The organism is Pseudomonas sp. EggHat1 (genome assembly GCF_014892995.1).
In the GTDB taxonomy this organism is placed as follows: domain Bacteria; phylum Pseudomonadota; class Gammaproteobacteria; order Pseudomonadales; family Pseudomonadaceae; genus Aquipseudomonas; species Aquipseudomonas chaetocerotis.
Genome location: NZ_JACKQK010000015.1, coordinates 53294 through 66426 on the forward strand (window position 1 = coordinate 53294; position 13133 = coordinate 66426).

15 protein-coding genes are annotated in these 13133 nt (G+C 63.1%); 5 read left to right on the top strand and 10 right to left on the bottom strand.

From position 1 onward, the window contains the following. The first annotated feature begins 2 nt into the window (after nt 1-2). Together INS93_RS20355 and INS93_RS20360 are read left to right on the top strand one after the other, a co-directional pair. On the top strand, nt 3-1349 hold the full coding sequence (locus INS93_RS20355; RefSeq protein WP_160018296.1) for an HlyD family type I secretion periplasmic adaptor subunit: 1347 nt from the start codon (nt 3-5) through the stop codon (nt 1347-1349). A gap of 1 nt (nt 1350) precedes the next feature. Next, entirely contained in the window at nt 1351-2694 is a 1344-nt protein-coding gene (locus tag INS93_RS20360; protein WP_192985256.1) for a TolC family outer membrane protein, read from the top strand. Between the two features lie 39 nt (nt 2695-2733). Here INS93_RS20360 and INS93_RS20365 read toward each other — a convergent pair whose 3' ends face one another. The 4 genes from INS93_RS20365 to INS93_RS20380 all read right to left on the bottom strand — a co-directional run bounded on the left by INS93_RS20365 (nt 2734) and on the right by INS93_RS20380 (nt 5024). Further along, the gene (locus INS93_RS20365) at nt 2734-3258 is read right to left on the bottom strand and encodes a DUF2937 family protein (protein WP_192985258.1); all 525 of its coding nucleotides are present in this window, start codon (nt 3256-3258) and stop codon (nt 2734-2736) included. A gap of 4 nt (nt 3259-3262) precedes the next feature. Then, on the bottom strand, nt 3263-4036 hold the full coding sequence (locus INS93_RS20370; RefSeq protein WP_192985260.1) for a class II glutamine amidotransferase: 774 nt from the start codon (nt 4034-4036) through the stop codon (nt 3263-3265). Nucleotides 4037-4040: 4 nt separating this feature from the next. Then, entirely contained in the window at nt 4041-4487 is a 447-nt protein-coding gene (locus INS93_RS20375; protein ID WP_192985262.1) for an HIT family protein, read from the bottom strand. Between the two features lie 63 nt (nt 4488-4550). Then, a complete protein-coding gene (locus INS93_RS20380; RefSeq protein WP_192985264.1) occupies nt 4551-5024 on the bottom strand; it encodes an MFS transporter in 474 nt (157 codons plus the stop codon). Between the two features lie 105 nt (nt 5025-5129). On the opposite strand from INS93_RS20380, the gene INS93_RS20385 reads away from it, so the two are divergent. Continuing rightward, on the top strand, nt 5130-7172 hold the full coding sequence (locus INS93_RS20385; protein ID WP_192985266.1) for a S9 family peptidase: 2043 nt from the start codon (nt 5130-5132) through the stop codon (nt 7170-7172). Nucleotides 7173-7244: 72 nt separating this feature from the next. Here INS93_RS20385 and INS93_RS20390 read toward each other — a convergent pair whose 3' ends face one another. Then, entirely contained in the window at nt 7245-7559 is a 315-nt protein-coding gene (locus INS93_RS20390) for a hypothetical protein (protein WP_192985268.1), read from the bottom strand. A gap of 84 nt (nt 7560-7643) precedes the next feature. On the opposite strand from INS93_RS20390, the gene INS93_RS20395 reads away from it, so the two are divergent. Then, entirely contained in the window at nt 7644-7985 is a 342-nt protein-coding gene (locus INS93_RS20395; protein WP_003461667.1) for a YajD family HNH nuclease, read from the top strand. Between the two features lie 47 nt (nt 7986-8032). After that, nucleotides 8033-8503 carry an RNA methyltransferase gene (locus INS93_RS20400; RefSeq protein ID WP_003461669.1) on the top strand — a complete coding sequence of 157 codons (471 nt, stop codon included), beginning with the start codon at nt 8033-8035 and terminating at the stop codon, nt 8501-8503. A 35-nt stretch (nt 8504-8538) separates the two neighbouring features. Here INS93_RS20400 and INS93_RS20405 read toward each other — a convergent pair whose 3' ends face one another. The 5 genes from INS93_RS20405 to rnd form a co-directional block, all read right to left on the bottom strand. Beyond that, nucleotides 8539-9765 carry a hypothetical protein gene (locus INS93_RS20405; RefSeq protein WP_192985270.1) on the bottom strand — a complete coding sequence of 409 codons (1227 nt, stop codon included), beginning with the start codon at nt 9763-9765 and terminating at the stop codon, nt 8539-8541. 101 nt (nt 9766-9866) lie between these two features. Next, nucleotides 9867-10316 carry a YcgN family cysteine cluster protein gene (locus tag INS93_RS20410; RefSeq protein WP_017677444.1) on the bottom strand — a complete coding sequence of 150 codons (450 nt, stop codon included), beginning with the start codon at nt 10314-10316 and terminating at the stop codon, nt 9867-9869. Between the two features lie 183 nt (nt 10317-10499). Continuing rightward, entirely contained in the window at nt 10500-11432 is a 933-nt protein-coding gene (locus tag INS93_RS20415; protein WP_192985272.1) for a D-2-hydroxyacid dehydrogenase, read from the bottom strand. 147 nt (nt 11433-11579) lie between these two features. Beyond that, nucleotides 11580-11873, bottom strand: coding sequence for a YcgL domain-containing protein (locus INS93_RS20420; RefSeq protein WP_003461676.1), 294 nt, complete (start codon nt 11871-11873; stop codon nt 11580-11582). Continuing rightward, nucleotides 11870-13003: a ribonuclease D gene (gene rnd, locus INS93_RS20425; protein ID WP_192985274.1), complete on the bottom strand. Its 1134-nt coding sequence runs from the start codon at nt 13001-13003 to the stop codon at nt 11870-11872. The genes INS93_RS20420 and rnd overlap by 4 nt, the downstream gene beginning before the upstream one ends. Between the last annotated feature and the right edge of the window lie 130 nt (nt 13004-13133).

Genomic DNA, 13133 nt, shown 5'->3' on the forward strand with positions numbered 1-13133 from the left:
TCATGTCCGATCTGCAGTTCGAAAGCAAGGGGCTGATACTGACGGATAGCCCCTGCACAGTTGACATGGACGATGGCAAACCCAGTCGCTGGGGTTTGTCGCTGGTGCTCGCCGGCTTCGGCGGATTCATTCTCTGGGCCATTCTCGCGCCACTGGATGCCGGGGTGGTGGCCAATGCCACGGTCAACGTCACCGACAACCGCAAGACCATCCAGCACCTGACCGGCGGCTCGGTCGGCGCCATCCTGGTGCGCGAGGGTGATCTGGTGCAACGCAACCAGCCGCTGATCGAACTGGACGCCACCCGCGCCATCGCCGAGCAGGGCATGGTCCGCGCGCAGTACATAGTGGTCAGCACAGTAAAAAGTCGCCTGCAGGCCGAGCGCGACGGCGCAGCACAGGTCGAGTTCGACCCTGAGTTGCTCAGCCGGTTCGCCGACGACCCACGCCTGCATGCCTCCGTCGCCCTGCAGCAGCGCCTGTTCACTACCCGCCGTACGGCATTGACCGGCGAAGCCGAGATTCTCCGCGAGAACATCCTCGGCGCCGAGGAACAGCTCAAGGGCCTGCGCCAGGTCCAGTACTCGCGCAGCGCGCAGATCAGGCTGCTCAACCAGGAGCTCGACGGCGTGCGCAGCCTCGCGGCGGAAGGCTATGTGACGCGCAACCGCATGCTCGAACTGGAACGCAACGCCGCCGAACTGAGCGCCTCGCTGGCGCAGAACATCGCCGACACAGGGCGTACGCGCAACCAGATCTCCGAACTCAAACTGCGCATCCTCCAGCTTGAACAGAATTACCAGCAGGAAGTGCAATCGCAGCTCAGCGATATGCAGAAAGAGGCCGCCGCCCTCGCCGACCGCCTGCGAGCACTGGACTATGAAGTCACCAACACGGTGATCCGCTCGCCCATCGACGGTGTGGTGCTGGGGTTGTCCGCCTCCACCATAGGCGGGGTGATCCAGGCCGGCTCGCGGATCATGGACGTGGTGCCGGCCAATGAGCCGCTGCAGGTGGATGCCATGGTGCCGGTGCAGGCCATCGACAAGATGCAACCTGGACTGCCGGTGGACATCGCCTTCCCCGCATTCAACCACGCGCAGACGCCGAACATTCCTGGTCGCGTTCTGACGATTTCCGCCGATCGCCTTATCGACGAGACCAACAAGCAGCCCTACTACCTGGCCGAGATCGAGGTCACCGCCGAAGGCATGGACAAGCTGGGCAGCAATCGCATTCGCCCTGGCATGCCAGCCACCGTGACGATCAAGACCGGTGAACGCAACCTCATGAGCTATCTGATGAAGCCCATGCTCGACCGTATCGACGGGGCCTTCAAGGAGCAATGACATGCTCGTACGCCAGATCCTGTCAGGCCTCTGCTGCCTGGTCAGCCTGCCCGCCCACTCCATGGACCTGGTGCAGGCCTGGGAATTGCTGCAGCTGCAGGGCCCGACCTATCGTGCGGCCGTCCACGAACGTGCAGCCGGTCTGGAAAACCCCGCCATCGGCAGAGCCGGGCTACTGCCGCAGGTCACGGCCAGGGCCAGCAAAAGCCAGGTCGACGGCACCCAGGAGCAACAGAATGCACTTGGCCGGCGCATCGAGAACGATCTGGACTACGACTCGGAAAGCCTCAGCGTGCAATTGCGTCAGCCGCTGTATAACCGCCAGAAAATGGTCGAGTACCGCCAGGGCAAACAACGCGCCAGCTATAGCGAAGCGGTGTTCGATGCCAAGACGCAGAGCGTTGCCGTACGCCTGGCCAGTCGCTACTTCGATGTGTTGCTGACGCGCGAGACCATCGACCTTTCGCGCGCCAAGCTCAAGGCTTTCGAGCAGCAGGTAGCGGCTGCCAAGCGCCGCTTCGACCTGGGCGACGGCACCATCACCGACGTCGACCAGGCCACCGCCCGACGTGACCTGGCGCAGGCCGGTGTGATTGAAGCCGAAGACAATCTGGTAGTTGCCCTGCGCCTGCTGCAGGAGTTGCTCGGCAACAACCTGGATCAGCTCTCCACCCTGCACGCGGACTTTCCAACCCCGCCGCTGCAACCGGACAACCTGCAGGACTGGCTACAAAAGGCGCAATTGAACAATCCCTCGCTGCGCGCGCGACAGCTCAATCACGGCCTCGCCGAAGAGGAGGTCAAACGCGCCAGCAGCGCCCACTGGCCCACGCTTGATCTGGTACTGGGCTATACCGACAGCGAGAGCGATTCGCTCTCCACCATCAACCAGACCAACCGCTACAGCTCCATCGGCCTGGAATTCACCATGCCGCTTTACTCCGGCGGCGGAGTCAGTGCACGGGTGCGCCAGGCCACCGCGAGCCGTGAACAGGCCGGGGAAGAAGTCAATGCCAGCCGCGAGGAGGTATTCTCCGCCACAACCCGTGAGTTCCGTGGCGTGCAGAGCGGCCAGGCGCGCATTCGCGCCCTGCAGCAGGCCGTCATTTCCAGCGAGCGGGCGCAGGATTCGGCGCGCAAGGGGTTTCTCGCAGGCTCCAGTACCAATGTCGACATACTCAACGCCGAAGAACAGGTGTTCATCGCCCGTCGTGATCTGCTCGAAGCCAAACTTCGCTATCTGCTCGCACGCCTGCAACTGGCCGCAGCGGTCGGTCTGCTCGGCGAGGACGATATCCTCCAGGTCAATGCCTACCTGGGTCCGGAGTTGGCACTCGGTTACTGAGCGCCGTACTCACCAATCACCGGTGTTTTGCCCGGGTATTCAGCGCCAGTGGCGCTGCTGCGCACGCCTGGTCTGCCCTGCGCCGAACATCCAGCCGCACAGCACCACCAGCACCTCCGCCAGCCAGGCCAGCAGCAGCGCGCTGATCACGCCCCAGAGAATCGCATCCGGGGTAAACAGCACCTGATAACGGTATGCCTGCAGAGTTTCCTCGAACAGCTGATGATCCGCGCCGGTCGCCAGGTGCCAGGCCTGGGCGTACCAGGGGCCCTGCATGGCCTGCCATTCGCGTTCGAGCAAGGCTGAGCGCTGCACCAGATGCGCCAGGCTATTGGCATCGCTGCGCATCACCGGGTCGTCGCTGACGCGATAGTGTGCGACCAGCGCATCCATATCGCCCTTGAAGAAATTGCGCGCAGTTTCCTGGAAGCCTTTGAGACTCTGCTGCGACTCCAGGCGATGAGCCTCGACCCGCTTGGCATAGTCATCGACGAAGCCCGGTACCTGCACGCCGAGCAACAGGCCAAAAGCGAACAGCGTCAGACGCAGGTAACTTCTAAGCATGGGATCAGGCCTTGCCGTCAGTGATGCATTCGCCACGACGCCACAGGCGCCATTCGCCCGGCTGGTACAGCGACCATTGTTCGTTGTCGGTCAAAGGTTCGGTGGCGATCACCGTCACCACGTCGTTGGGCGTGGTTTGCGACTGGAAATTCACCTTCAGGTCAGCGTCCTTGAGTTGCGCAGGGCCGAACGGCGCGCGGCGGGTGATATGCGCGAGCTTGGTCGAACAGAAGCTGAACAACCAGTCGCCATCGCTGAGCAGGCAGTTGAACACGCCGAGCTTGCGGTAGCTGGCACAGGCCGCCACCAGCACCGGCAAAAGCATTTCCACCGATACCGGCTCGGGAAAGGCGCGACGCACACGGTTGAGCAGATCGCAGAACGCCGCCTCGCTGTCGGTTTCGCCGACGGGTCGGTAGAAGGTGGTGGAGCCTTCCAGGCCAGCCAGTTGGCCGTTGTGCGCGAAACACCAGTTACGCCCCCACAACTCGCGGCTGAAGGGGTGGGTATTGACCAGGCTGACCTTGCCGACATTGGCCTGGCGGATATGGCCGATCACCACCTCGCTCTTGATCGGGTAGCGCTGCACCAGCTGCGCCACCTCGGATTCGCTGCTCGCCCGCGGGTCCTGAAACAGACGCAAACCCCGCCCCTCGTAAAAACCGATACCCCAACCATCGCGGTGCGGCCCGGTGCGGCCGCCACGCTGCATCAGCCCGGTAAAGCTGAACACGATATCGGTGGGTACATTGGCGCTCATGCCGAGCAATTCGCACATCGAATCAATTCTCCTTGCCGAGGATCAGACGCAAACGATCGGCTTCGTCCTGCAGACGCGCGTCGAGTCGCTTGCGACCCATTGGCAGAAAACGCACCAGCAGTCGCCAGAGCAACGCTGGCAGGTCACCCGGCCGCCGCGGAATCAGGTGTAAATGAAGATGGGGAACGTGCTGATTGGAATCAGGACCATCATTGATCAGCAGGTTGATGCCGTTCTTGCCGTAACCCGCCTCACGCAGTGCAGCGGTCACACGCGCGGACAAGGCCAGCAGACGCTCACGAACCGCTGGCGGCAGATCACGTAGATACGGTGCATGCAGACGACTGACGATCAGCACATGGGCCGGACGCATCGGGAAGATGTCCAGCAGCACAATGAAGTCTTCGTCTTCATACAGACGATGAGCGGGTAGCCGTCGCTCGGCAATGGCACAGAACACGCAATCCATCGGGCCTCCCTTGCACAAGGCCATCATGCTGAACGCCTGGGCCGGCAGGCGCAAGGGGTCAGATCAAATACGCGGTTCCATGCGGCCAGAGCGATCGCGCTCGTAGTCGCGAATAGGCAGGTCGTCGTCCTCTTCCATGCGTTCGCGCAGGGTGCGCGGGTCTTCGTCAGGCTCGGATACCTGTTCGCTCTTGCGCCCTTTCCACCAACGTTCGATGGGCCAGCGAACAGCGACGAACACCAGATACACGGCAAGCGCGATCAAGCTGTAGAGTGCCAGATCAGCGACCGCGCGCCAGGCGTTGTTGCCTACCTTGAGCAATACATCCATGGCGGTGACCGCGAGAGCGGGCGCGAACAGCTCGCGTACCGGGTCGACGATGGTCGGGCTGAACAGCAGCACGGCAATCAGCACGGCCAGCGGCTCGCGCAGGTAGCGCCACATCCAGCTGGTCAGGCGCATCCACACCAACAGGCAACCCAGGGCGGCAATCCCGTAGGCCGCCCAGGCCAGGAGGTAGTCGTTTTCAGTCATCATAAGCAGGCGCCGGCGTGGCAGGTCTGGCAAAGGGGCGCTTATGATAGCGGCTTTTGCCCAGCGCGGCGCCCCTGCCGTCGCCCTCTCGTTCTCTGGAGCTACGCCATGTCCTCTGCCCCCATCGCCCGCCAGGAAGCCGGCAACGATCCCTATCACTGGCTGGAAAACCGTGACAGCGACGAGGTGCTGGCGCATCTGCAGGCAGAAAACGCTTACCTGGATACCGTGCTGGAGCCGCAACAGGCCCTGCGCGAGCAGCTGTTCGAGGAGATCAAGGGGCGCATTCGCGAGACGGATCTGTCACTGCCGACACCCTGGGGTGACTACCTCTACTACCAGCGCACCACCGCCGGGGACGAATATCCGCGGCACTACCGTTGCCGCCGCCCTGCCGATGGCTCGCTGGACGTCGACGCGGCCAGCGAAACGTTGCTGCTCGACCCCAACGAGTTGGCCGGCGACGGCTTTCTTTCCGTCGGTGCGTTCAGCATCAGCCCTGACCAGCAGCGCCTGGCCTACAGCCTCGACAGCAGCGGCGACGAAATATACCGCCTGTTCGTCAAGGAACTGGACAGCGGCCAGATCAGCGAACTGCCCTTCGACGACTGCGACGGCAGCATGACCTGGGCGGGCGACAGCCAGACGCTGTTCTTCACCGAACTGGACGACACCCACCGCCCCTACAGGCTCTACCGTCACCGCCTTGGCGACGCTGCAGCCCAAGTCGTATTCGAAGAAGCAGATGGCCGCTTCTTCCTGCATTGCTACCGTTCAAGCTCCGAGCGCCAGTTGATCCTGCAACTGGGCAGCAAGACCACCAGCGAGGTCTGGGTGCTCGACGCGCAGCAGCCGCAGGGCGACTTCAGCTGCCTGGCACCGCGTGAGGAAGACCACGAATACGATGTCGATCACGGCATGCTGGACGGGCAGTGGTGCTGGCTGATCCGCAGCAACCAGAGCGGCATCAACTTCGCGCTCTATCGCGCCAATGAGGCGCAACCGCAACGCCCGCACTGGCAGCAGATTCGCGCCCACGACCCGCAGGTGATGCTCGAGGGCGCCACGCTGAACCAGCGCGCGCTCACCCTTGCCCTGCGCGAAGGCGGCCTGCCGATTCTGGAGGTGCAGCCGCAGGGTCAGGCGCCCTATCGCGTGCAACTGCCGGATGCGGCCTACAGCCTCTACGTGCAGGACAGCCTGGAGTTTCACAGCCCGGTGATCCGCCTGCGCTACGAAGCGCTGAACCGCCCCGCGCAAGTGCGCCAACTGGAACTGGTCACGGGCGCTCAGCAGGTCCTCAAGCAGACACCGGTGGAAGGCCCGTTCGATGCCGACGCCTACGAAAGCCGCCGCCTCTGGGCCACTGCGACTGACGGCACGCAGATACCGATCAGCCTGGTGGCGCGCCGCGAGGTATTCGCCGCAGGCAAACCGGCGCCGCTCTACCTCTATGGTTACGGCGCCTACGGTGCGAGCCTCGACCCCTGGTTCTCCCACGCCCGCCTTAGCCTGCTGGATCGCGGCTTCGTCTTCGCCATCGCGCACATACGCGGCGGCGGCGAGATGGGTGAAGCCTGGTACCGCGCTGGCAAGCTCGAGTACAAACAGAACAGCTTCGACGACTTCATCGCCAGCGCCGAGCGCCTGATCGCCGAAGGTCTGACCACCACCGCGCAACTGGCGATCAGCGGCGGCAGCGCCGGCGGCCTGCTGATCGGCGCCGTGCTCAACCAGCGCCCCGAGCTGTTCGCTGCTGCCATTGCCGAAGTGCCTTTCGTCGATGTGCTCAACACCATGCTCAACCCGGACCTGCCGCTGACCGTGACCGAGTACGACGAATGGGGTGACCCGAACCAGCCCGAGGTATTCGAGCGCATCAAGGCATACGCGCCCTACGAGAACGTGCGCGCCCAGGCCTACCCACCCATCCTCGCCGTCGCAGGCTACAACGACAGCCGCGTGCAGTACTGGGAAGCGGCCAAATGGGTGGCCAGACTGCGCCGCGACAAGACCGACGCCAACCTGCTGTTGCTCAAGACCGATCTCGGCGCTGGTCATGGCGGCATGAGTGGGCGTTATCAGGGCATCAAGGATGTGGCACTGGAGTACGCCTTCCTGTTCCGTGTGCTCGGGATAGCACACCCGTAGGAGCGGTTGGGCGGCATTCCGCTTCAGCCGCGATTCCCCAGGGCATCGTGACTGAAGCCGCTCCTACGCCGATCACTCCGCCTTGCGCTGCCCGTCCAGCCTCTGGCTATTGCGGCGCAGTTGCTCATCGAGCTGCGGAATCGATTGATCGCCAGTGGATTTCGGCGCAATCCCTGGGGGCGTTTGTCCCTGGGGCGGCGGTAAGAGGGGCGCCGATCCCTGGCGCTTGATCGTAGTGGGCGTGGAAGGCTGGCCGTAAGGCTGTGGCGTCGCAGTGCCCGGCGCACCTGCCCCAGGCGCGGACGGCATGCGCATCGGTTCCTGAGCCCAGGCCAAGCCGCCAAGGCTGGAGGCCAGAATCATCACGGCGAACATAGGCAAGCGCATGACATATCTCCTGTGCAGCTGGCTTTCGTTCTATTCTGGCAACATATCCAGTCAAGCGTTCACCTCCCGATAACAGGTTCTGTCATGAGCACCAATAACAACCGCTACTACCTGTCCGCCCAGGCCGAAGAGGGCTACCGGCAGAAAGCGCTGAAAATGTACCCCCATGTCTGCGGCCGCTGCGCCCGCGAGTTCTCTGGCAAGCGCCTGAGCGAACTGACCGTGCATCACCGCGATCACAACCACCACAACAACCCGGCCGATGGTTCCAACTGGGAGCTGCTGTGCCTGTTCTGTCATGACAACGAACACTCGCGCTACACCGACCAGCAGTATTTCGCCGAAGGCTCCACCGCCAGCCCTCAGGCTGCCAAATCGACCTACAAGGCCTTTGGCGATCTGGCCAGCCTGTTGAAAAAGGACTAGGGCGCGCTGGTCAGCACCGTATAATCGGCGCTTTTGCGAGTGCCACCGTGGCCAACAAACGATACGCCTGCATCGGCCTGTTCAACCCGAAATCACCGGAAAACGTCGGCTCCATCATGCGTGCGGCGGGCTGCTATGACGTCAGCTCGGTGTTCTACACCGGCACCCGCTACGACCGCGCCAAGGATTTCATCACCGACACCAAGAAGGTTCATCAGGATATCCCGCTGATCAACATCGACGATTTGCGCAAGATCCTGCCGCTGGGTTGCACCCCAGTGGCGGTGGAACTGGTCGATGATGCACGCGCCCTGCCCGCCTATACCCATCCCGACCGGGCGCTGTACATCTTCGGCCCAGAGGACGGCTCACTGCAGCAGGAGATTCTCGACTGGTGTGGCGCTGAAGTCGTGTACATCCCTACTCAGGGCTGCATGAACCTGGCCGCGACGGTCAACGTGGTGCTCTACGACCGCCTGGCCAAAGGTAACAATACTCGCTCCGGCCCCTTGTTCTGACTCGAACCAGCAGACAGGGAGCGAAGCGGTAACACTCATCGCAGCAGCCGCGTATCCAACGTATTCGAAGGACCACCGATGACGTTCTCGGTGATATCGATGAAGTCCTGGGTGCTGACCTTGTCCAGACGCATCAGCCCACGGGTGACGTCGTCCAGCGACAAGTTGCCCTTGTCCTTGGTCTTCTGCCGGATTTCCCGGTCCAGCTCCTGCAACAGCAGCACCGCACGCGCAGTGACAGCGCCGCTGGCATTGTCGGTACGCAGGCTGTTGACCGGTTTGCTCCAGCGAATCAGCTGCTCGCGGATCTTCTGATAGCGGTCTTCGCTGATACCGCCCGCGCGGCGCATCAATTCAATGGCGTAGTACTCGGCCAGGCCTTCGGCGATCCAGTCACTGCGCTCGCGACCATAGATGCGGCCGAATACGTGCACCAGTTCGTGTACCAGCGAGCTGGTGCCGTTCTCGCTGACCAATGGACGGTCGGCGTGCATGTAGTAGGAATTGGCCGCCGACAGGCCGCCACGCCACATCGGATCACCAGCGCCGACGATCAGCAGTTTGTCCGGATCACGCGGGAACACCTGCTGCATCTGCGGCCAGACGAAGGTCAGGAACGTCATGATATCCATGCGCCGCATGCCCTCGCCGATTGGCGCGGAGATGGCAACTTCGGTATCGCCCAGACGAGTGCGGCGGGTACCCAGCTTGCCAGCCAGCATCCAGCCGGTCGGGCGGTCGAACCTGCGCTGCGGGTTGTCGATGCGAAAGCGGTTCTTGCCGATGCGCGGCCAGCCGGTCTCGACGCTCTTCCAGCCCTTGGGCAGATCGAACTGCAGGCGCGCCACCAGCTCGGTCTTGTCCTGCTGATCGAGCTTGGCCGCCGGAATCAGGTCGTCGCCCCTGAACAGTGCCCAGTCGTCGGTCATCCTGGCGTCGTAACGCCCAGGCTTGCGTTCGCTGTCGATCAGCACGCGGTAGCTCAGTACGCTCTTGCCCTCGCCCGGCTGCCATTTGCCGCGCCCGGCAGCCTCCTGCGACCACTGGCCGTCAGCCTTGAAATCGCTGAAACGTTCGTCTTCGCCAAGATTGAAGTCGAGGCTGCGCACCCGCTCGCCTTTCTCCAGGGTGATGCTGACTTCCGCCTGATTGCTCTCAGGCAGAAAGCGCACACGGTAATCCAGATCGACCTTCTGCGTGGCGGCGAAGGCCGGCAGACTCAGAAGCAGCAGAGACGCGTACAACGGCAAGCGAAGGGACATCGAGCAAAACTCCTGATGCGGGATGTGGCACCTTATGACAGCTGCGCCACAGGGCAAATTCCATGGACGGGGGACAGATTTGCCACGAAGCAGCGCGGCAATCAACCCGCGCGAAAAATCAGATGATCTTCCCAGTCGTCTTCGGCCACGCTGTTCTCACTGAGCATGCGTCCGGACTGGGAGATGCGTTCGGCGTGCACAGCGTCAGGGTCGCCGCTGACCAGGTGGTGCCAATGCGGCAGGTCCTTGCCTTCGCTGACCAGGCGATAAGCACAGGTCGGCGGCAGCCACTGGAACTGATCGGCCTGCGCCGGGGTAAGCTGAATGCAGTCGGGCACATGTTTGACCCGGTTGGGGTAATCGCTGCAGCGACAGGTCTGTAGGTCCAGCAATTTGCAGGCGATACGCGTGTAGTAGACGGCGCCGTCGTCTTCGTCCTCGAGCTTCTGCAAGCAGCACAGGCCACAACCGTCGCACAGCGATTCCCACTCGCCCTGATCGAGTTGGGCGAGGGTCTTGCGTTTCCAGAAGGGTTCGAGGTCAGCAGCCATGGCAGCAGTATGTACTCAGGCGAAAAAAGCGCGGCAGTCTAGCTTGAGGCCCAGCCCCGGCCAAGCGGCGCATGCCGAACGGCGCCATCAGGGATTGATCATACGAGCCGGTCATCGCCGCTGGCGGGTTGCACCCGCCCTGCAGATCTGCACCCGTAGGGCGGGTGCAACCCGCCAAGTGCCTCAATAACCGCGGGCGAAATCCACTTCACCCCGTAACGGCTCTCCCGTTTGCCAGCGCACCAGGTTGTCGATGAAAAGCTCACTCATAAGCGCCGGATCGGTGGGCGCCGAGCTGTGGCCGGTGAGCAGCAGACGCGGCGCTGTCCAGAATGCATGACCGGGCGGCAGCGGCTCTTCGCGACAGACGTCGATCACCGCGCCGGCCAACTGGTTGCGCTCGAGCGCGGCCACCAGATCGGCATCGACCACGGCGACACCGCGCCCGGCATTGATCAGCACCGCTTCTGGGCGGAAATGGGCAAGCAGCCGGGCATCGTACAGATCGCGCGTTGCCGGCGTGTCCGGCAGCAGGTTGACCACGTAATCGGCCCAGGCGACCAGGTGCGGCAGTCGATCCATGGCCGCCACTTCGAGAAAAGGCGCCTGCTCACGCGCCTGGCTGGCGACACCACGCAGCGCCACGCCGAAGGGCTGGAGGAAATCGGCGACGGCCTGACCGATATCGCCGCAACCTACCACCAGCACCCGGCGCCCACGCAGGCTGCGCGGCAAGCTGTGATCCCAACGCTGCTCGACCTGCGCCGCCAGCCGGGCCAACAGGCGCCGCTCATGCGCAAGCATATGCCCCAGCACGTATTCGGCCATCACCTGACCGAAGATGCCGACGGCGCGGGTCAGACGGTAATCACGCGGCAGTCCTTCCGCCAGCAGCGGCGTGATACCGGCCCAGGTCGACTGCAGCCACTGCGGGCGCGCTCCGTCGCGCAACAAGGGCGCGAGCAGGTCGGGCTGCCCCAGCCACAGGTCGCAGTCGCCGGCTAGCGCACGCAGTTGTTCCAGCTGTGCGCCGGCGACCAGTTGCAGTTCAGGGCAGGCGCTGCGAATGCGCTCGGCGTAGAACGCATGATCCTCCTCAGCGATCAGCAGGCGCATGACTTACCAGGCCGTTGAAAAACTACCTGCGTTGGCAATACTGCGTTAAAAAAAGCCTCAAAATGCTCATTTACAGCATGTAAACTGCGCTTTTTCGGCTTTTTTTGCCGTGTCTTGCCTGCCTCGCCTACGTTTTTCAAGGGCCTGTTACACCGGATCGTTACGGCGCAGCAGTTCATCGGGCAGGTGCTGAATGTATTCCTCCTCGGGAGGCGGCATCTGCAGGTGATAGCCCTGCTTGTCGAGATTTTCCAGCACGGTGGCGATGTCTTCCCGAGACAACTTCCGCTCCGGGCTGAGCACCAGATCGAAGGCGTGCGCAGGCGGTCCGAAAACGGCGAGCAGCCCCTCGGGCACACGCTTCAGGGCATCGGCCTTGAGCACGTAGAGATACATCTCGTTCTTGCGCGGGCTTTTATAGATGGAGCAGATGCGTTTCACGCGGATTCTCCTTCAGCGGCCAGGCAGTCAAGCAGCGCCTGCCCCATCAACTCCCGGCGCCAGCCACGCAGGGAGTCGGGCAATTGATAAGGACCATTGGGATAACCGCTTTTCAGCAGGGCTTCCAGGGTCTTCTTGCGCAACATCAGCTCGGGCACGATATCCAGGCGCTCGCCCTCGCGCTGGCCAACGGCACGCAGCTTCTTCAGCAAGGCCGAGGCTTCGATTGGCAGCGGCTCGGGCAAGGCTTCGGGCCATTGCTCGGGCGGCAATGCGGCCGCCTCACGAATCAGCTGCAGCAGCGTCTCTCCATCCTGACGCACGGTTTTCGGGTGCATATCCTCGATACGCGCCAGCGCAACCAGGTTATCTGGCTGGGTACGTGCCAGCGGCCACAACGAATGCTCACGCAAAACGCGATTGCGTGGCTGGTTGCGCGCGCGCGCCTCGCGCTCACGCCAGGCGCACAGCGCGCGCAGCACAGCCTGCTGCTGACGCGAGAGTTTCCAGGCCAGCTTGGCATCGCGCCAGGCGTCTTCCGGCGCGACTTCACGCCCGAGATTGGCGACCAACTCGGCACCGTCCGCCAGAATCCACTCGACCTTCTGCGGCGCCAGGCGAGTCATCAGGGCGTGGTATACCTCGACGAGATGCAGCACGTCCTCGGCGGCGTAGCGCACCTGCAGTTCAGACAGCGGCCGCTGCAACCAGTCGGAGCGGGTTTCGCCCTTGGGCAATTCGATATCGAGCAAGGCCTGCACGAGACGCGAGTAGCCCATGGAGAAGCCGAGATTGAGGTAACCAGCCGCCAGTTGCGTATCGAACAGCGGTGCCGGCAGGCTGCCGGTCAGGCGGAGAAAGACCTCCAGGTCCTCACTGCACGAGTGCAGCACCTTGACCACGCTCGGCGCTTCGAGCAGCGCAGCGAATGGCCGCCAGTCGCCGATGCGCAAGGGGTCGATCAGATAGGCGCCATCGCCACTGCTGACCTGCAGCAACCCGGCGATGGGATAGAAGGTGTCGACGCGCATGAACTCGGTGTCCAGCGCGACGAAGGGCAGCGCCTGCCAGGCAGCGCAATGCTCGGCCAGGCTGGCGTCGTCGAGAATCCAGTGAATGTCGTTAGCCACGCGGCTCTCCCGTCTAGAATGCCGCGCAGTATATATGCCCACGCCATGGCACGGGGCAGCGACCTGCCACCGATCACGGGAACTGTGTAATCTGTGCCGCGCACCACCTCCGACCCGGAAGAACAATART